Origin of the sequence: Actinoplanes sp. NPDC049681 (genome assembly GCF_044465265.1) — a bacterium.
Lineage (GTDB): Bacteria > Actinomycetota > Actinomycetes > Mycobacteriales > Micromonosporaceae > Actinoplanes.
In genome coordinates, this window is sequence record NZ_JBITLP010000009.1 from 52,281 (window position 1) to 68,636 (window position 16,356).

Sequence of the window (16,356 nt, forward strand, 5' to 3'; positions counted from 1 at the left end):
CCCCGTCAGGACGGCGGCGTGATCGAGCCGTCGCGGGCCACCCGCGCACCGCTCTCCGGGAAGTCGGCGGCGGACAACCGCGCCACCGCATTTCGCCCGCTTCCGTCCGGATCCGGCACCGGCCGGCCACCGGGGCCGATCGCCGTGGAATGGAATCTCGCGCCGGCCCATCGCCCGTCCGGGTGCAGCGAGACGGTGAGGACACCGCCGCGGCCCAGCACGCCGTCGCTCTTCAACGGTGCCGGGCCGGAACTGAAGTTCCCCAGGCTGTACGCGATGAGCCGGCCCTTGTAGAACTCCATCGCCCGCAGCACGTGCGGCCCGTGGCCGATCACCAGATCCGCGCCCGCGTCCACGACGGCGTGCGCGAACGCGATCGGGTCGCCCCGGTCCTCGCTGCCGAGGGACTCGTGGCCCGGCCGGACGTGGGTGTAGTCCGCCCCTTCCGCACCCAGGTGCGCCTGCACCACCACGACGTCGGCCTGCCCTGCGGCGCGCCGGACCACCGCCCGCGACTGCGCCAGATCACGCAGGTCGTTGAACCGGTCGTAAGGGGCGAACCCGACGACCGCCACGCGTACGCCGCGGACGTCGACGACGGTGATCTCGCCTTCCGCGCCGGTGTGCCGCAGATCCTGTGCCTCGAGCGCCTCCCGGGTGTTGGCGAAGCCGGCGTCACCGAAGTCCCCGCCGTGGTTGTTGGCCTGATTGAGCAGGCCGAAGCCGGCGGCCTTGAGGTGGGCGGCGTACGACGGCGGCGTCCGGAACGCGAAGCACCGGCCACTGCCCGCACCGCACTTGCGGAACCCGGTGTCGCCGGTGAGGGTCTGCTCCAGATTTCCCATCACCAGGTCCGCGGCCAGGACCGGCTTCACGTCGTCGAAGAATCCGCGGCCGCCGCCCGCCGGCAGCCGGCTCGGCGCCTGACCCATGATGATGTCGCCGGTGGCGGAGAGCGAGATGCTCCCGGGCCGGCCCCCGGACGCCGCCGGCGCGGCGGACGAGGCCGCCGCGGCAGGGGGCCGGGCCGCCGGGCGGTCCGGCCGCCCGCGATCCGCCAGGGCCACGCTCCCCAGACCGGCACTGACCAGCACGGCCACGGCGATGGTGGCCGTGAGGATCGGCCGGCCGGCGAGGCCACGGCGCGGCGGCGGCGCGGAGGAGCGGTAGATGGTCATCGACGGGCACGGTAGCCGTCACGCACAACCCTCTCAGCAGTCCGGGATGACGGTGCCGTCGTTGGCCTTCGCCTCGTCGTTCCCCCACCGCGTCAGGTAGAACGCCGACACGTACTGCCCCGCCGGGCCCGAGTCGGGATCGGTCCGCAGCCACCAGTGGTTGAACGCGCTCCCCCGCTCGATCCTGCGTCCCCAGGCCTTGCAGAACACATAGTTCGTGCCCTTGTTCAACGTGCCGGTCTGGATCGTGCCGGTCGGCGAGCCGAAGACGGGAGCGGTCTCCATGGTGTCCACCCAGTACAGTCCCGGGCCGCCCGGGTCGCCTCCGCCGGTCCAGAGCGCGTCGGCCAGCAGCTGGGCGTCGGCCACCTCGTAGCGGTAGGCGTCGGGGACCGCGGAGACCTGCACGCGCTGGCAGATGGCGCCGATGTCCCCGTTCATCCACGAGTTGCCGGGATACTCGCGCAGCATCGCATCGAGGAATGCGCCCGTCGCGTACGCCGGGTCGACCAGTTGCCCGGGGCTCCCCCAGCCCTGCGACGGGCGCTGCTGGAAGAGGCCCAGGCTGTCGTGGTCCACGGCCTCGGTGTAGTTGCGCAATGACGACTCGGTGATCGCCGTGGTCAGGGCGATCACGGCGGCGCGCCGGTCCAGGCGGCGGCCGGCGACCGCGGCGGTGATCGCACGCGCGCAGGACACCTGGTAGCCGTCGAGGGCATGCCCGACCCGCCGGCCGTTCATCCGGCTGCGCAGTTGGTCGGCGACGGTGTTGTCGGCGGCGCTGACGCCGCCGGGGGCGCAGGGCGCCTGGGCGATCGTGGCGGCCATGGCGAGCGGCACGGGTTTGCCGGCCGGCCCGGGAGCGCCACCGGCGTTTCCGCCCGGTGGCGGCGCCGCGGACGCCGGGGCCGGCACACCGGCGAGGGCGGCGCCGAGGAACGCGCCGAGCATTGCCTTCGAGAGGAACTGCCGGGGCAAGGAGACCTCCTGAGGTGGTGGGCTGCCGGAGCAGCCTCGGCCACCTTCCGCGTCCGCGGTACCTGCAACGTTGCAGGTGGCGGAAGTCGCAGAGAACCACGCTCGCCGCCCGGAGCCAGAGACGGCTGTGAATAATGGCTCGCCGTGGGACAGGATCATGGGGGATCACCGGAAAACGAGCCGCGCACGATGCGGGTGCCGGCCGGATACCGCGTCGGACGCTGGCGGGTCGAACACGCCCTGGCCAGTGGCAGCTGGAGCAGCGTCTACGCCGCTTCGCGGATCGGCACGGGCGACGCGGGCACACCGCTGCAAGCCGCGCTGAAGTTCATCCCGACCGGCACGCTGACCGTGCGGCAGCTCAGCCATCTCGCGGACATGGCCGACCGCGAGGTCGCCGTGCACCGGCACGTCGATCACCCGGGGCTGATCCGGCTGCTCGACGTCACCGTGATCGACGATCCGGCCCACCCGGCGCTGGACGGCGGGACGGTCCTCGCCATGGAGCTGGCGGCCGGATCAGCGGCGGCGGCGCTCGAGCGGGCGGCCGGCGCCGGTCTCGCGGACGCACCGCGGATCATCGCCGAGATCTGCGACGCCCTCGCCCACCTGCACCGCGCGGGGTGGGTGCACGGCGACCTGAAGCCGGGCAACATCCTCCTCATGCCCGACGGGTCCGTACGACTCGCGGACTTCGGGCTCGCCGCGCACATCGACGGGACGCACGCGTACCTGCCCCCGGGCGGCACCTGCGACTACGTGCCACCCGAGCGCTGGGCCGAGCCCACGGGCGGCAGAGGCGTGGCGGTGCGCCAGACCGCCGACGTCTGGGCGCTGGGTGTCACCGCGTGCCAGCTGCTCACCGGGCGCCTGCCCTTCCCCGGCGTGACTTCCCGGGCACGTGCCGCGGCCGCCGCGGGTTACGCCGCCGGGCGGGCGGCCCTCCACCTGCCGGACGGGCTCCCCGCACCCTGGCGGCAGTTCATCACCGACTGCCTGGCAACGGACCACGCTGCGCGTCAGCGCCACGACGCCGCGGCGCTGCACCGGCGGGCGCGCGACATCATCGCGGCTTCAGGGGGCAGCCGGCGACCGCTGGCCCGACGCCTGGTGTCGTCGCGCCGGCGCGGCGCGGTGCTCGCCGCGGCCCTCGCCTGCGCCGCCGGGGCCACGGTGGCGACCGTCCAGGCGGCAACGGGCGCCCGGAGCGACGGCGGCGCCCGGTCGGCCGCCCCGAGCCCGTACGACCGCCACTTCCGCACCGATGCCGACATCCCGCCGGCCTACTACGACCTGATCGTCGAGGCCGGCACCACGTGCCCGGACGACAAGGCCGTGACGCCGGCGCTGGTGGCCGCCATGCTCAAGGCGGAGAGCAACTTCGACGCCCGGCTGGCCGACCCGGCCCAGGACGAGTACGGCATCGCCCGGTGGACGCCGGGCGTCCTGCAGTACTACATGCCGGCCGGGCACCGGGACAAGGTGCCGGCGCCGCCGTTCCCGCCCGAGCTGTCCATCCCCGCGATGGGCCGGTACCTGTGCGCGATGGCGCCGAAGCTGGAGGGGCTGCCGGGCTCCCCGGAGGAGAACCTCGCCGCCGCCTACCGGACCTCGGACGACGTGGTCCGCCAGTCCCATGGCGTACCGACGGATCGGCCCAAGGTGATCGCCTACATCGGCCGCGTCCGCACCTCCCTGGCCCGCTACCGTCCGGTCGTCCCGGCGTCACCGAGGCCCGCCGCGTCCTAGGCTCCGTCCAGCAGGGCGAGGTGCTCCTCCCGTACCAGATCGAACTGGAGGGCGACCGACACCAGAGCGCTCCGCTGCCAATCGGCCTTGGTGCCGTCGGTGTCGTCCGGCGTCTTCACCCGCAGCTTCTCGCGCGCGAGATAGCCGACGTGGAAGTTGACCGCCGCCCGGGTGAGGCCGGCGGCGGCCGGCAGACCGGAAAGCCGCTCCAGCACCTCCGGCGCGGTCGGGATCACCACGCTCGAGGCGTTCCGGAGCCGGGGTTCGCAGAGCGCGACGAGGATCAGGAAGTACTTCGCGGTCTCGTCCAGCGGGAAGGAGACCCGGGTGGCGTCGGCCGAGCCGTCGGGCGTCGGCGCCACATCCGCATAGGCGTGCTGCGGAGCGAAGACGTAGAACGCGGCATGGCCGTCGGTCCCCGGCACCACGACCCGGGAGAACTCGAACGGTACGGGCATGTCCAGCCGGCGCGGCGCCACCTTGACGAACTCCCCGCCGCCCTCCGGGTTCTCGATGACGTACGTGCTGCGGGCGCTGAGATTGCTCACCAGCCAGTGGTCCTCCACGGCCAGGATGCGCCCCGCCACGCGGGAGACCGCCACGTCGGGCAGCATGATGTCGACCGGCGCCTGCGGTGATCCCCGGCCGAAGGTGGCCGCCTCTCCCGGGGCGAGCTGCCGCACCACGGGCGGATCGTCGCAACTCTGCACGATGACCCCCGCTGCGCCCACGTCGCGCCCCCCTCCGCTCGTCGCCGGGCACATTATCGGGTCGGCCGCCCCTGCAACCTTGCAGGTACCCGCGCCTGCCTCCCGGCCCTAACGTTCCCGGCGTGCAAGGGGACGGCAACAACGGGGGCATCGATGACCGGAGCGGTCACAGGGCAAGCGGGACGATGGGCATGTCTGCTGTCGGTCATCGGTGTGGTGGCGACGGGATGCACGGCGCGCACGACGGCCACGCCGGCCGTGCCGGTCGACGTTCCGGCACGGGCGATCACGGCTGAGGAGGCCGGTCTCCTCCACCTCGGCGAGCAGACCCTGATCAAGAGGTGCCTCGAGCGCGCGGGCTTCCGCTGGACGGTCGAGGCACGCAACCCGGTGGCCGAGGACCGGGATTTCCCGTACGTCCTGGACGACGTGGCGTGGGCACGGGCGCACGGGTACGGCTCGGACGTCCGGGAAAGGGTCCGCCGGGCGCAGGAGTCGGATCCCAACCGCGCGTACACGCTCGCCCTGTCGCCGCAGCAGCGGCAGGCTGCGGCCGACGCGCTCAACGGCGACCCGCGGCCCGGCCGCGACGCCGACGTCGTGTCGGTGCGGCTGCCGAACGGGATGCTGATCCGCCGCAGCGAACGCGGCTGCCAGGCGCAGGCCGAACGCGCGCTCTACGGCGACCTGGCCCGATGGACCCGGTCCCGCGGCGTGGTGAGCGCGCTCAAGGGCCTCGTCGAGCAGCGGGTGCTCGGCGACGCCCGCTACACGGCGGCGGTGGCCCGCTGGTCGCGGTGCATGGCGGCCGAGGGGCATCCGTACGCGTCACCGGCGGCCGCCCGCAGCGCCTTCGCGGACACCCCGGCGACCGGGCCGAGCCGGGTCCGGGAACTGGCCGTCGCCCGGGCGGAAGCCACCTGCGCGACGCGGACAGGCCTCTCGGCCACCGCCGGGAAACTCGCCCGGCACTACACGGACGCACTGAACGCCGACCATCGCGCGGACGTCGACCTGGCGCTCCGCCTGCAGGTACAGGCCCTGCCGCGGGCCCGGGCCGCGGTCGACGCCCGGCTGTGACCCCCGCTGAGTCTCCGTGGCGTGCGCCACGGTTCCGGTAACACAAGGAGAAATCAGATGAAGATGCGCTTCGCAATCGCCGGCGCCCTGACCGCAATCGCCGTCGGCGGTTTCCTGGCGCCGTCCGCGGCGCACGCCGACACCCCGGCGGGCAGCGCCGACGGCAACTTCTACGCCTGGAACGAGTGGCGCTACAGCGGCCACAAGTGCGCGTGGCAGGGCAACTCCGCCGACTGGACCGGCGCCGGGTGCCGCAACCAGGCCAGCTCCGTCTGGAACAACGGCTACCTGGGCGGCAACGACGACGTCCGCATGTACTGGGACACCAACTACGGCGGCGCGTCCATCTGCCTCTGGCGGGGCACGTACATCGAGAACCTGCAGAGCGTGTCGTTCCCGAACAACGGCGCCGGCGCCGGCCAGAACGCGAACGACAACATCTCGTCCCACAAGTGGGTCTCCAGCTGCTGATCGCGGAAGTCCCGGCGGGGGTCGCAGGTCCCGGCGGCCCCCGCCCGCCCCGCCGCTGTGCGAACTCGGAGCCAACTCGGAGCAAACTCTGAGTGGCCTTCCCCACGATGTTCGGCACTGAGCGGGCGGCACCCGGAGCCGCCGGTGTGTCGGAAAGGACGAGCCGTTCGATGAGTGACCTGGATACGGTTCTTCGGCTTTGCACCGCGGCCTTCGGTGCCCCGCCCGCAACCCGCCTGCTCGACCTGATCGCCGGCGCGGACGGCGATCCGCAATGGACCCGGGCCCTGGTCGACGGCCTGCTGCACGAGGGGCGGATCCGCCTCGACGACGGGCTGGCCGTCCTGGACGACGACGATCCGGACCACCTGCCCGAGCGGGCGCTGGCCCTGGCGCGGGAGATCCTGGCCGCCCGCCGGCCCGGCTGCCGCCAGGTGCTGTGCGTCGCCGCGGTGCTGGGGCCGGTCCTCGATCTGGACCGGATCGCGGAGATGGTCGAGCGGCCCGCCGCGGTCCTGCTGCCGGCCTGGCAGGAGGCCCTGGATGCCGGCCTGCTGCGCTCGTCCGACGGCGGCGACCTGGTGTTCGTGCACGAGGTGCTGCGCCGGGCGGTGGCCGCCTCGATGCCGGCCGCGATCCGCCGCGCCCTGATCCGCCAGCACGAGCAGGCCGAGCCGCCGGCCGCCGCGCCGGAGCCGGCCGGGAGTCACCTCGCCGGCCGGCTCACCGCCCGCGAGCAGACCGTGATGGCGCTGGTCGCCCGCGGCCGCAGCAATCAGCAGATCGCGCGCAGCCTCGGCATCTCCAGTCATGCCGTGAAGCGGCACGTGTCCAACCTGTTGATCAAATTCGACTGCTCGAACCGTACCGAGGTCGCGCTGCTGGCGGTGGCGCCGCCACGCACCTAGACGTGTTGCAGCCGCGCCATCCCCGCCAGGAGGGGATCGGCCAGTCGCGCCGGTCGCAGCTCCACCTCCCCCACCGCCACGTCCGCGGGCTGGTCCTGGACGAGTGCGCCCACCCAGTGCGCGACCGACGCGGTGGCCATCTTGAGCGGGGTGTCGTGGCCGTACCGGTTCGCGATCGCGCCGGGGTTGAGCAGCGTGCTGCGTACCCCGTTCGGCCGTTCCTCCAGCAGCAGCGTCTCGACCAGCGCCTTGAGCGCGGCCTTCGTGGCGCTGTAGGCGGCGCCCCCCTCGAAGAAGTGGGTGCCGGCGTGGCTGCCGATCACCACGTAGCTGCCGCCGCTGGCGCGTATCGCCGGTAGCGTCGCCCGGACCAGCCGGAAGACCGCCGTGAGGTTGACCGCCACGGACTCGTCCCAGTCGGCGGGCTCCAGCCGGCCCACCGGTGCCAGCCGGCGGACGGCCGCGTTGGCGACGCAGGCGTCGAGGCGACCGAACCGCTCGACGGCCGCGGCGACCGCCGCATCGATCGAATCCGGTGCCGTGAGATCGCACGGGAACTCGTGCAGCCAGTCGGCTCCCGTCGGCGTGCGCTGGAGCGCGCCCACCCGATAACCCCGCCGGTGCAGTTCCGCGGCGATCGCCAGGCCGGTGCCGCGGCTGGCGCCGGTGACCAGCGCGGCGGGCGGGTCCCCGATCGTGGTGGCGTCCATGGCAGTCGTCCCTTCGCGTCCGGTGGTCGTCCCATGACTACCGGCACGGCCCCGGCCGGAACAAGTGCACGATGGTGCCGCTCACCAGGGGCGCACTTTCGGCCTCTCCCGGGTTCCTGTTCCGCGCCCGCGGGCGCCGGGAGCATGGCGGGCGTGAGACATATGGACTTCACCGTATCCAGCCCCGTCCGCCCGCCGGCACCGGTCCGGCCGGGCGCACACATCAGGCTCGTCAGTCCGGCGATGCCGACCATCTCCTACATTCCCGAACGCACCCGCCGGGCCGAACAGGTGCTGCGGGACCACGGCTACACCGTCAGCTACGGCGCGAACGCCTTCCAGGTGTCCGCCGACGGAATGACCGCCGGCACCGCCGAGCAACGGGCGGCGGACTTCATGGCGGCGTTCACCGACCCGGAGGTCGACGTCGTGCTCGCCTCCGACGCCGGTCAGGGCAGCCAGGAGCTGATCGACCTTCTCGACCCGGACGCGATCGCCGCGAACGCCAAGCCGTTCGTCGGCTACTGCGACAACGTCTACCTCAACGCGTTCCTCGCCCGGCGTGCCGGTATCAGCTCGCTCTACGGCATCTCCCACATGGTGCACATCGGCGAGGCGGGCGGTGCGTACCCGGAGACCCTGCGGCACCTCGCGGAGGCGCTGGCCAGCGACGAGCCCCTGGTGTGCGAGGCGATGCCCGACCGTACCGGAGCCCTGATCGACTGGTACGTCCCCGAGCGGGAGCGGGAGCCGCGCGGCCGGGACATCGCGGGCGGGTGGACCTGGCTGCGACCGGGAACCGCGCGTGGGCCCCTGTGGGGCGGGGAGATCTCGATCCTGCCCGACCTGGTGACGGACTTCGGCCTGGAGCTCGACGGGGCGGTGCTGTTCTGGGACATCTCCTACCACGGGCTGCCCGTCGGGCCGCTCTTCGAGGCGCTGTGCGAGCGCGTCGACCTCACCGGGCTCGCCGGCATGCTGATCGGGGCGCATCCGCTCATGCCCTTGCCGGAGTGGGCCCGCATCGTCGGCGGGCTGGTCGACCGACTTCTGCCGGCGGCCGGCTACCCGATCGTCGTCAACACCGACCTCGGCCACACCTGTCCCTCCTGGATCGTCCCGTACGGCGAGGAGGTCGCGGTGGCCGCCGACCGGATCGTCTTCCCGCGCCGGCAGGCGACGCCCGCCACCTCGAAAGGATCGAAGGCATGACCGGAACCACCGTGCCCGAGGCAACCGCTGTGCGCCCGCGCTGGACGACAGCGCTGCCGGCGACGTTGCTCGCCACTCTGGAGTCCCGCCTCGGGGCGCCGACCGTACACGCCGTCGACCAGACCGGCGGCTTCACGCACGGGCTGGCCGCCCGCCTGACGCTCGCCGACGGCCGGCGGGTGTTCGCCAAGGCGATGCCCGCCGATGACGAGCTGGCACCCGCCTACCGGGCCGAGGCGTGGTGCGCCGCCCGCCTGCCCGCCGCCGTCCCCGCCTCCCGGCTCGAGTTCAGCCTGCAGGCCGACGGCTGGGTGGTGCTCGTCTTCGCCGACGTCGAGGGGCGCAACCCGGACCTGTCCGAGCCGGGCGAGCTGGCCGCGGTGCTGTCGGCCTTCGAGCGGCTTGCCGAGGTGCTCACACCCAATCCGCTGCCGGAGGCCCCCACGTGCGAGGCGGAGCTGCGTCCGCTGGTGGACGTGTGGCGGCAGTACGCCACCGACGGGCCGCCCGCCGACCTCGACCCGTGGGCCCGGCGCAACCTGGATCGGCTCGTGGAGCTGGAGAGCCACTGGGTGGCGGCCACCGCGGGCGACACCCTGCTGCACTTCGACCTCCGGCCGGACAACATGCTGCTGACCGCCGCCGGTGAGGTGCTCACCGTGGACTGGGCCTGCGCCTGCGTCGGCGCCGCCTGGGTAGACCTGCTGGTGCTGCTCGGCTCGGTGGACGGACTCGACGGCGAGCAGATCGTCCGCTCCCATCCGGTCACCCGCGACGTGCCCGCCGAGGCGATCGACGCGTTCCTGTGCGCCCTCGCCGGGCTCTGGGCACGGGAGAGCCGCAAACCCGAGCTGCCCCGCTCGCCGTACCTGCGGCGGTTCCAGGCCCGCAACGGAGAGCTCACGTTGGGCTGGCTCGCCCACCGGACGGGCTGGCGATGAGGACGGTGCTGCGGTCGCTGGACCTGGTGCCGGCGGCCGGCCCCGGCCGGCGCATGGTGTTCGTGACCGTGGTCCAGTCCGGCGGCAGTGGCCTGTTCCTGACGTCCAGTGCCGTGTTCTTCGTCCGCGTCGTCGGGCTCGAGCCCGGTCAGGTCGGGCTGGGCCTGTCCCTCGCCGGGCTCGCCGGCTTCCTCGTGACCGTGCCGATGGGGCGTCTCGCCGACCGGCACGGCGCCCGCCGGCTGCTCGCCGGGAACCATCTGGCGCTGGCGCTGCTCTTCAGCCTCTACCCGCTCGCCGGCGGCTTTCCCTCGTTCGCCGCCCTGGCGAGCCTCATCGCCATGGCCGAGATCTCCGCCAGCCCGCTGCGGTCGGCCACGCTGCACGCCCTGCTGCCGCCGGCGGAGGCCGTACGGACCCGGGCCCAGATGCGCAGCGCCTTCAACATCGGCTTCCTCCTCGGCGCCGGGCTGGCGGCGGTGGTCCTCGCCGCGCCCAGCCACGCCACGTTCTGGGCGGTGTGCCTCGCCAACGCCCTGGCTCAGGCGGTGTGCGGCCTCGCCGTATGGCGGCTGCGGTCACCGGCGCAGGCGGACAGCGACGTGCCCCGGACCGGCAGGGCGCCGCTGGGCCACGCCCTGCGGGACACCCGCTTCGTCCTGATCACCATCGCCAACGGAGTGCTGGAGCTGCACTCCACCGTGCTCACCCTCGGCCTTCCCCTGTGGATCGTCAGCCGCAGGGCGGCGCCGGCCGGCCTCGTGTCGGTCTTCATCGTCGTCAACACGGTGATCGTCGTGATGCTCCAGGTCCGCCTCACCCGCGGCGCCGACTCGGTGGCCGGGGCCGCCGCGCTGCAGCGCCGTGCCGGTGTCGTTCTCGCGGCGGGCTGCGCCGTCTGCGCGATCAGCAGCGGGCTCGGCCCCGCCGGCGGCATGATCGCCCTCGTCGCCGGGACGGTGATCCTGTCGGTGGGCGAGATCTGGCAGGCCGGCGGCGGCTGGGGCCTCGCCTTCGAGCTTCCCCCGCCCGGCCGGCAGGGCGAGTACCAGGCCGTGTTCGGGCTGGGCCGCGGCATCGCCCAGTTCCTGGGGCCGGCCCTGATCACCACGCTGGTGGTCGGATTCGGGGCGCTCGGCTGGCTGACCCTCGCGGCGCTGTTCCTCGTGACCGGCTTCGTCTGCCGGCACCTGGCCGTCGGCGGCGGACCGCGGCGGACCGCCCACCTGGCGGCCGAGGTCGGGTAGGCGCCCCAGCGATGGCGACGGCCCGGCGCGAGTCACCGCGCCGGGCCGTCGCCATCGCTGTTATCCGCCTACGCTGACCGCACCGGCACCGGCACCGGCCGGCGCGAACCGGACGAGGTTCTCGCAGAACCGCAGCACCGGGTCGGCCGCGCACAACGCCTCGAGCTGCGCCACGGCGGCCCGCACCTCAGCGCCCTCCGCGGAGGTGGCCAGCACCCGCCGGACCGTGGCCGGAAGCTCCGGCGCAAGCCGCTGCCGCCGTGCCGCCCGTTCGAACAGCGGGGCCAGCGTCGCGGGGTAGGGATTGCAGTATCCCCACGCGCCGAGCAGGGCACGGACGAGCACGGTCAGCCGCGCCACCGGGCGGTCCGCCAGGGAGGCGTTGCGGCGCAGGCGGTGCACCTGCCTGGCGGCCACGTACAGGGGCATCACCTCGGCGTGCGCCTCCTCCAGCTCCGCGTCGAGGTAGCGGTCGCCCAGCACCAGTCCCCGCTGGGTGTAGAGCGCGTGGAAGCCGACGGCCACGGGCCCCGGCATCTCCGGCGGCAGTACCCCGGGGCCGGTGAGGAGCCGTACCAGCGGAACGGACCACGACCGGACGGTGTCGAGCGGCAGCACGGTGACCGCCACGGTCACCGGGCACCCCGTGATGCTGCTGGGCTCGAAGGAATGCTCCGTCACCTCGCCGGGCCGCTCGGTGACGGCGACCACCTCCAGCGGCCCCCGGCTGCCGCTGAGGTCGTCGGCGAGCTTCCCGGCCAGGAACATCCGGGCGGCCCCGGTCCGCGGGCGGAGTGCGGCGCCGAGCCGGGCCGCATCGACTCCCCAGGACGAGATCAGCATGTCGGTGGGGACCGGCTCGGCGGCGCGGCCCGTCACGGCCGCGTCCCGCGCTCGGCCAGCCTCGGCAGCTGGGCCGCGACCTTCTCGAACGCCTCGCAGTAGCGATCGACGAGGGCGGCCTCGTCGGCGAACGTGAAGGTCGGCAGGCTCAGCGAGGTCCGCCACACCTCCTCCGCCACCGGGAAGTCACCCTCCTTGTACGCGGGGAACTGCGACGCCCGGGCGTTGCGGCGCAGCGGCACCGCTCCGTCGGCGAAGAAGGGCAGCAGGTGCAGGGGCCGCGAACCCGGCGGGTGGACGTCCAGTCCTTCGGCGCTCAGCGCGTGCGCGACCGTCTCGGCGCCGGCTTCCAGCCACGGCCCGGACAGCCGGACCTTGAAGCCGTAGTACGCGCCGCGGTCGCAACCCTCCCGCGTGACGGGCGGGACGAGGCCCGGGATGGTGGCCAGCCCTTCGGCGAGCCGGCCGAGCAGCTCGGCCCGGCCGGCGATCCGGTCCTGCATGGCGCGGGAACTCTGCAACGCCATCGCGGCCGCGAACGGGTGCATCCGATAGTTCAGCCCGAACCCGGTGCTGGCGTACCGCTTGAGCGGGCCGGCCACGTCCTGCTCGGACCGTACGCGGAAGTGGCCGAGCAGGCACGCCCGCTCGTGGACCTCCGTCTCCTTGGAGGCGAGCAGGCCGCCCTGGCCGGCGTAGACGATCTTCGCCGCCTGGAAGCTGAACGCGGCGGCGTCGCCGAGCGTGCCGACCTCGCGGCCGTGGTACGTCGCACCGTGGGCGTGGGAGCAGTCCTCCACGACCCACAGGCCGTGCCGGCGGGCGATCTCGAGAATCGCGTCCATCTCGCAGGGGTGCCCCCACAGGTGGGTGACGGCGATGCCGACGGTCCGCGGCGTGATGGCCGCGGCGATGGAAGCGGGGTCGATGTTGCCGGTGTCCGCCTCGGCGTCGCAGAGGACGGGTACGGCGCCCAGCTGCACCAGCGGCATCACGGTCGCGAGGAAGGTGTTGGTCGGGCACAGCACCTCGTCGCCCGGTCCGGTGCCGAGGGCGAAGAACGCCGAGTGCAGTGCCGCCGTACCCGAGGAGAGCCCGAGCGTGCGCCGGCCCTCCAGCCGATCCGACCAGAAATCCTCGAGCTCGGTCAGCACCCCTTCCCGGCCGTAATAGGAGAGTTCCCCGCGCACCAGCAGGTCCGTCACCGCGGCCCGGTCCTCGTCGGTGACCCTCGGCCACTTGAAGCGGTGCGCCGGTTCGATGACCGGCGTCCCCCCGTGGACGGCGAGTACGCCACCCGTCGTCGATCCGCTTACTGTCATGGAGTTACCTCTTCTCTCATCGTGATGCGCTGGGGAGGCTGACCGAGCCGCAGCGCTTCGGCCCGCCACCGTTCGGCGGTACGGGCGAGGGAGCGCCGCGGCCGGTAGCCGGTCGCTGCCTGGAGCTTGCTCGAGTCGACCGACCGCCCCACCTGGGACGGCAGCGGCCAGTCCCGCTGTGCCGCCGCGGCGACGAAGCCCGGCAGATGGCCGTCGAGGATCGCGTGGCAGTCCTCGCCGAGGGCGTACCGGTCGGCGCGGCTCAGCGGCAGGTCGCTGGCGACGCAGTAGACGCCGCTCGCCAGCTGGTCGGCCACGCAGACCGCCTCCATCGCGTCGATGGCGTCCTCCAGGTCCAGCCCGGTGGAGAGCTTGCGGATCTGGTACGAGCGCTCGTCCTCGCGGAAGAACCGGCCCATGCGCAGGGAGATCACCTCGATGCCCGAACCGGCCGCGGTGGCCATCACCGACTCGGCGGCGAGCTTCGCGGTCGCGTACGGATTGTCCGGCTGCGGGGTGCGGGCCTCGTCGAGGATCGCGGCGGGCTGGCCGGGCGCGCTTCCCGGGCCGTACACCGCCGTGGTGCTCGCCAGCACCATCCGGCGTACTCCGGCGTCGACCGCAGCCGCCGTGACGCGGCGGGTGCCTTCCACGTTGGAGCGCCACAGGTCGGCGACGCTCGCCCCCTGCCGCAGGTGCAGGCCGTGCAGGCCGGCCAGGTGCACGACGACGCCGCAGTCGGCGATCGCGCGGTGCAGCTCGTCCCCGCCGGCCGCCGAGAGCACATCCGCCTGCACGCACCGTACGGGCAGCGCCGGGTCGTCGAGCCAGCTCGGGAAGCCGAGGTCCACCGCCGTCACGGCGTGGCCGGCTCCGGCGAGCCGGCGGGCCAGCGCACTGCCGAGGCGGCCCCCGCCGCCGGTGATCAGGACTGCGTCTCGTGTCATCTCTCAGCCTCGTTGCTCGTCGGGTCGATCGGCTCGGCGGCGTCCGGGTCCGGCAGCGGCACCAGCTCGGCGGCACCGCCCACCCCGAACGCGAGCCGGTGGCGGTATCCGGCCGCGCGGGCGTAGCGCACCAGCTCACGGTGCTGGTCCGCGGCCTGCTCGGGGTAATGGGCGTCGCTGGCCAGGGTGATCGGAATGCCGGCCTCGCAGCTCATCCGCAGCAGCGAGGGCGACGGGTACGGCTCCCCCACCGGGTAGCGCAGGCCGGCGCTGGAGACCTCCATGGCGACTCCGCCACGCTGGGCGGCGCCGACCACCTTCCGGTACAGGTCGACCGGCTCCTCGGCGCAGCGGTGCCCGAACTTCTTCACCACGTCGGGGTGGGCGAGCACCTTGACCAGGCCGGACTCCGCCAGGTCCGCGACGAGCCCGAAGTAGTCCTCGTAGGCCCGGCGCACGCCCCGGCGCTCGAACTCGTAGGCCACCGCCGGGTGGTCCACCGACCAGGCATCGATCCAGTGCACCGAGCCGATCAGGTAGTCGAACGGGTACTGCCGCAGGACGGCGGTCATCTTCTCCAGGTGCGCCGGGAAGAAGTCGACCTCCATACCGAGGAGGACGGGCAGGCCGCGGTCCCGGGCGCCCAGCACCGCCTCCACGTACCGGTCCAGCCGCAGGTTGAGGTCGTCGTAGTAATACGTACGGGAGTGCTCGACGAGATCCGGGCGCGACCCGACGTTCCAGAAGCCCGCGACGGCCGGCTCGAAGTCGACGAAGCGGTGCAGGTGCTCGGTGAACCCGACCTCGGTGGCGCCGCGGGAAAGCGCGGTCTCGACGAAGGCGTCGACGTAGTCCACCGGGTACACGCCCGGCGGCGGACTGTCCGGCCGCGGCACGTGGGGGTGCAGGTGGACGTGGTAGTCACCCATGCCGGTCACCACCGCGGGCGGCGGAGCCGAACCTGGTCTCGTACCGGTCCAGCGTCGCGGTCAGCTCCTCCCGGGCGCTCAGCCCCGCGGCGACGGCGAAGCTCAGCAGCGAGAACAGGACGTCGCCGAACTCGGCCTGGATCCGCTCGGTGGGCGCCCCCGGCTCCGGCGCATCGGCGTACCCGGTGTCCTTGAGATACGCGCCGGCCAGCTCGCCCAGCTCGGCGCACGTGTCCAGCAGCGCGACCCGTGCGGTCACGCCGAGGCCGTGCCGGAGGCGCACCGACCGTACGGCGGCCTGCAACTCGTCGAGGTCGGCGACCCTCATCGTGGGCCACCTCGCGAGGCGGCGCCCTGCGAACGGCGACGACCAGCCCTCACCGGAGCTCATCGAGCAGCCTGCGCCATGCCGCGGTGATCTCCTCCGGCCGCCCGCCGTCGCGGAACAGGTCCTTGTCGAGCTTGGCGCCGTCCGGGTGGCGCAGCCGCATGCAGTCCGGCGACACCTCGGAGATGACGATCGGCGCGCCGTCCGTGTCCACGGCGAGGATCAGGCAGAAGTCCCAGAGATCCAGCGGATGGAGCCAGGCGCGCAGTTCGGCGTTCACGGCGAACGCCGTGTCCCGGAAGGCGTCCACCGGGACGTCCAGGGCCCGCAGGTAGTCCTCCCCGATCGGCTGGTCCTCCGGGTCCACCCGGTAGTCGAACTTGACCACCGGCCGCGGCAGCCGGCAGCCGGCCTCGAACAGCCCCGGATATTTGATCGTGGTGGAGCCGACGGCCCGGTTCTTCACGATCACCTCGAACGGCGGCGCCGGCCGGTACCGGGCGCGGTACCGGATCGGCCCGAGCCGCTCCAGGAACGCGGTCCGCAGGCCGGCGGCGGCGAGCCGGGCCGCCGCCCGTTCGTAGAAGTCGAGCCGCAGCGGTCCGGTGTCCTCGATCAGCTCGTCGCGGTCGTACGTGAAGCTGCGCAGGCTCGGGATCAGCTCGACGACGCAGGTGTCGTCGCTGTCCCGCCAGACCCGCTTGCTGCGCCCCTCGATGTCCGGCGCGGTCCTGGTGTCCATAGAATTCCTCCCCCTGTGAGCGAGCCGAGTCTGGGCGCGGCCGCGGAGCGCGGACAAGGCC

17 protein-coding genes are annotated in these 16,356 nt (G+C 73.5%); 7 read left to right on the forward strand and 10 right to left on the reverse strand.

The window, feature by feature from the left end:
- Positions 1-5: 5 nt before the first annotated feature.
- Both ACIBO8_RS30220 and ACIBO8_RS30225 read right to left on the reverse strand, forming a co-directional pair.
- Positions 6-1,178 carry a CapA family protein gene (locus ACIBO8_RS30220; RefSeq protein WP_396118762.1) on the reverse strand — a complete coding sequence of 391 codons (1,173 nt, stop codon included), beginning with the start codon at positions 1,176-1,178 and terminating at the stop codon, positions 6-8.
- 33 nt (positions 1,179-1,211) lie between these two features.
- Positions 1,212-2,156 (reverse strand): hypothetical protein, encoded by a 945-nt coding sequence (locus ACIBO8_RS30225; protein ID WP_396118763.1) that lies wholly within the window; start codon positions 2,154-2,156, stop codon positions 1,212-1,214.
- A gap of 144 nt (positions 2,157-2,300) precedes the next feature.
- On the opposite strand from ACIBO8_RS30225, the gene ACIBO8_RS30230 reads away from it, so the two are divergent.
- Positions 2,301-3,905, forward strand: coding sequence for a serine/threonine protein kinase (locus ACIBO8_RS30230; RefSeq protein ID WP_396118764.1), 1,605 nt, complete (start codon positions 2,301-2,303; stop codon positions 3,903-3,905).
- On the opposite strand, the gene ACIBO8_RS30235 is transcribed toward ACIBO8_RS30230, so the two are convergent.
- Positions 3,902-4,636, reverse strand: a complete 735-nt coding sequence (locus ACIBO8_RS30235; RefSeq protein WP_396118765.1) for a hypothetical protein — start codon at positions 4,634-4,636, stop codon at positions 3,902-3,904. The two genes, ACIBO8_RS30230 and ACIBO8_RS30235, sit on opposite strands and share 4 nt — an antisense overlap.
- 192 nt (positions 4,637-4,828) lie before the next feature.
- On the opposite strand from ACIBO8_RS30235, the gene ACIBO8_RS30240 reads away from it, so the two are divergent.
- The 3 genes from ACIBO8_RS30240 to ACIBO8_RS30250 all read left to right on the forward strand — a co-directional run bounded on the left by ACIBO8_RS30240 (position 4,829) and on the right by ACIBO8_RS30250 (position 7,074).
- Positions 4,829-5,695 carry a hypothetical protein gene (locus tag ACIBO8_RS30240; protein WP_396118766.1) on the forward strand — a complete coding sequence of 289 codons (867 nt, stop codon included), beginning with the start codon at positions 4,829-4,831 and terminating at the stop codon, positions 5,693-5,695.
- Positions 5,696-5,752: 57 nt separating this feature from the next.
- Positions 5,753-6,166 carry a peptidase inhibitor family I36 protein gene (locus ACIBO8_RS30245; protein ID WP_396118767.1) on the forward strand — a complete coding sequence of 138 codons (414 nt, stop codon included), beginning with the start codon at positions 5,753-5,755 and terminating at the stop codon, positions 6,164-6,166.
- Between the two features lie 170 nt (positions 6,167-6,336).
- A complete protein-coding gene (locus tag ACIBO8_RS30250) occupies positions 6,337-7,074 on the forward strand; it encodes a LuxR C-terminal-related transcriptional regulator (protein ID WP_396118768.1) in 738 nt (245 codons plus the stop codon).
- Here ACIBO8_RS30250 and ACIBO8_RS30255 read toward each other — a convergent pair.
- On the reverse strand, positions 7,071-7,784 hold the full coding sequence (locus tag ACIBO8_RS30255; protein ID WP_396118769.1) for an SDR family oxidoreductase: 714 nt from the start codon (positions 7,782-7,784) through the stop codon (positions 7,071-7,073). The genes ACIBO8_RS30250 and ACIBO8_RS30255 overlap by 4 nt on opposite strands.
- A gap of 162 nt (positions 7,785-7,946) precedes the next feature.
- Between ACIBO8_RS30255 and ACIBO8_RS30260 the strand changes: the two genes are divergently transcribed.
- From ACIBO8_RS30260 to ACIBO8_RS30270, 3 genes are read left to right on the forward strand one after another with little or no spacing between them, the layout of a single operon-like run.
- Positions 7,947-8,996: an LD-carboxypeptidase gene (locus tag ACIBO8_RS30260; protein ID WP_396118770.1), complete on the forward strand. Its 1,050-nt coding sequence runs from the start codon at positions 7,947-7,949 to the stop codon at positions 8,994-8,996.
- Positions 8,993-9,937 carry an aminoglycoside phosphotransferase family protein gene (locus tag ACIBO8_RS30265; RefSeq protein WP_396118772.1) on the forward strand — a complete coding sequence of 315 codons (945 nt, stop codon included), beginning with the start codon at positions 8,993-8,995 and terminating at the stop codon, positions 9,935-9,937. Before ACIBO8_RS30260 ends, ACIBO8_RS30265 begins: the two co-directional genes overlap by 4 nt.
- Complete coding sequence (locus ACIBO8_RS30270) at positions 9,934-11,184, forward strand: MFS transporter (RefSeq protein ID WP_396118773.1); 1,251 nt, start codon at positions 9,934-9,936, stop codon at positions 11,182-11,184. The genes ACIBO8_RS30265 and ACIBO8_RS30270 overlap by 4 nt, the downstream gene beginning before the upstream one ends.
- A 60-nt stretch (positions 11,185-11,244) precedes the next feature.
- On the opposite strand, the gene ACIBO8_RS30275 is transcribed toward ACIBO8_RS30270, so the two are convergent.
- The 6 genes from ACIBO8_RS30275 to ACIBO8_RS30300 are packed head-to-tail and all read right to left on the reverse strand — an operon-like array spanning position 11,245 to position 16,295.
- Positions 11,245-12,063: a hypothetical protein gene (locus ACIBO8_RS30275; RefSeq protein ID WP_396118774.1), complete on the reverse strand. Its 819-nt coding sequence runs from the start codon at positions 12,061-12,063 to the stop codon at positions 11,245-11,247.
- Positions 12,060-13,349, reverse strand: a complete 1,290-nt coding sequence (locus ACIBO8_RS30280) for a DegT/DnrJ/EryC1/StrS family aminotransferase (protein ID WP_396118775.1) — start codon at positions 13,347-13,349, stop codon at positions 12,060-12,062. Before ACIBO8_RS30280 ends, ACIBO8_RS30275 begins: the two co-directional genes overlap by 4 nt.
- Complete coding sequence (locus ACIBO8_RS30285) at positions 13,346-14,296, reverse strand: NAD-dependent epimerase/dehydratase family protein (protein WP_396118776.1); 951 nt, start codon at positions 14,294-14,296, stop codon at positions 13,346-13,348. Before ACIBO8_RS30285 ends, ACIBO8_RS30280 begins: the two co-directional genes overlap by 4 nt.
- Positions 14,293-15,225, reverse strand: coding sequence for a histidinol-phosphatase (locus ACIBO8_RS30290; RefSeq protein ID WP_396118777.1), 933 nt, complete (start codon positions 15,223-15,225; stop codon positions 14,293-14,295). Before ACIBO8_RS30290 ends, ACIBO8_RS30285 begins: the two co-directional genes overlap by 4 nt.
- The gene (locus ACIBO8_RS30295; RefSeq protein WP_396118778.1) at positions 15,218-15,553 is read right to left on the reverse strand and encodes a hypothetical protein; all 336 of its coding nucleotides are present in this window, start codon (positions 15,551-15,553) and stop codon (positions 15,218-15,220) included. The genes ACIBO8_RS30290 and ACIBO8_RS30295 overlap by 8 nt, the downstream gene beginning before the upstream one ends.
- A gap of 49 nt (positions 15,554-15,602) precedes the next feature.
- Positions 15,603-16,295: a phosphoribosylaminoimidazolesuccinocarboxamide synthase gene (locus ACIBO8_RS30300; protein WP_396118779.1), complete on the reverse strand. Its 693-nt coding sequence runs from the start codon at positions 16,293-16,295 to the stop codon at positions 15,603-15,605.
- Positions 16,296-16,356 lie beyond the last annotated feature (61 nt).

Bases quoted from the DNA above. Each gene is read 5' to 3' on its own strand.
- ACIBO8_RS30220 (WP_396118762.1), bottom strand. From the start codon at position 1,178: ATGACCATCTACCGCTCCTCCGCGCCGCCGCCGCGCCGTGGCCTCGCC.
- ACIBO8_RS30245 (WP_396118767.1), top strand. From the start codon at position 5,753: ATGAAGATGCGCTTCGCAATCGCCGGCGCCCTGACCGCAATCGCCGTC.
- ACIBO8_RS30250 (WP_396118768.1), top strand. From the start codon at position 6,337: ATGAGTGACCTGGATACGGTTCTTCGGCTTTGCACCGCGGCCTTCGGT.
- ACIBO8_RS30255 (WP_396118769.1), bottom strand. From the start codon at position 7,784: ATGGACGCCACCACGATCGGGGACCCGCCCGCCGCGCTGGTCACCGGC.
- ACIBO8_RS30260 (WP_396118770.1), top strand. From the start codon at position 7,947: ATGGACTTCACCGTATCCAGCCCCGTCCGCCCGCCGGCACCGGTCCGG.
- ACIBO8_RS30265 (WP_396118772.1), top strand. From the start codon at position 8,993: ATGACCGGAACCACCGTGCCCGAGGCAACCGCTGTGCGCCCGCGCTGG.
- ACIBO8_RS30270 (WP_396118773.1), top strand. From the start codon at position 9,934: ATGAGGACGGTGCTGCGGTCGCTGGACCTGGTGCCGGCGGCCGGCCCC.
- ACIBO8_RS30280 (WP_396118775.1), bottom strand. From the start codon at position 13,349: ATGACAGTAAGCGGATCGACGACGGGTGGCGTACTCGCCGTCCACGGG.
- ACIBO8_RS30285 (WP_396118776.1), bottom strand. From the start codon at position 14,296: ATGACACGAGACGCAGTCCTGATCACCGGCGGCGGGGGCCGCCTCGGC.
- ACIBO8_RS30290 (WP_396118777.1), bottom strand. From the start codon at position 15,225: ATGGGTGACTACCACGTCCACCTGCACCCCCACGTGCCGCGGCCGGAC.
- ACIBO8_RS30295 (WP_396118778.1), bottom strand. From the start codon at position 15,553: ATGAGGGTCGCCGACCTCGACGAGTTGCAGGCCGCCGTACGGTCGGTG.
- ACIBO8_RS30300 (WP_396118779.1), bottom strand. From the start codon at position 16,295: ATGGACACCAGGACCGCGCCGGACATCGAGGGGCGCAGCAAGCGGGTC.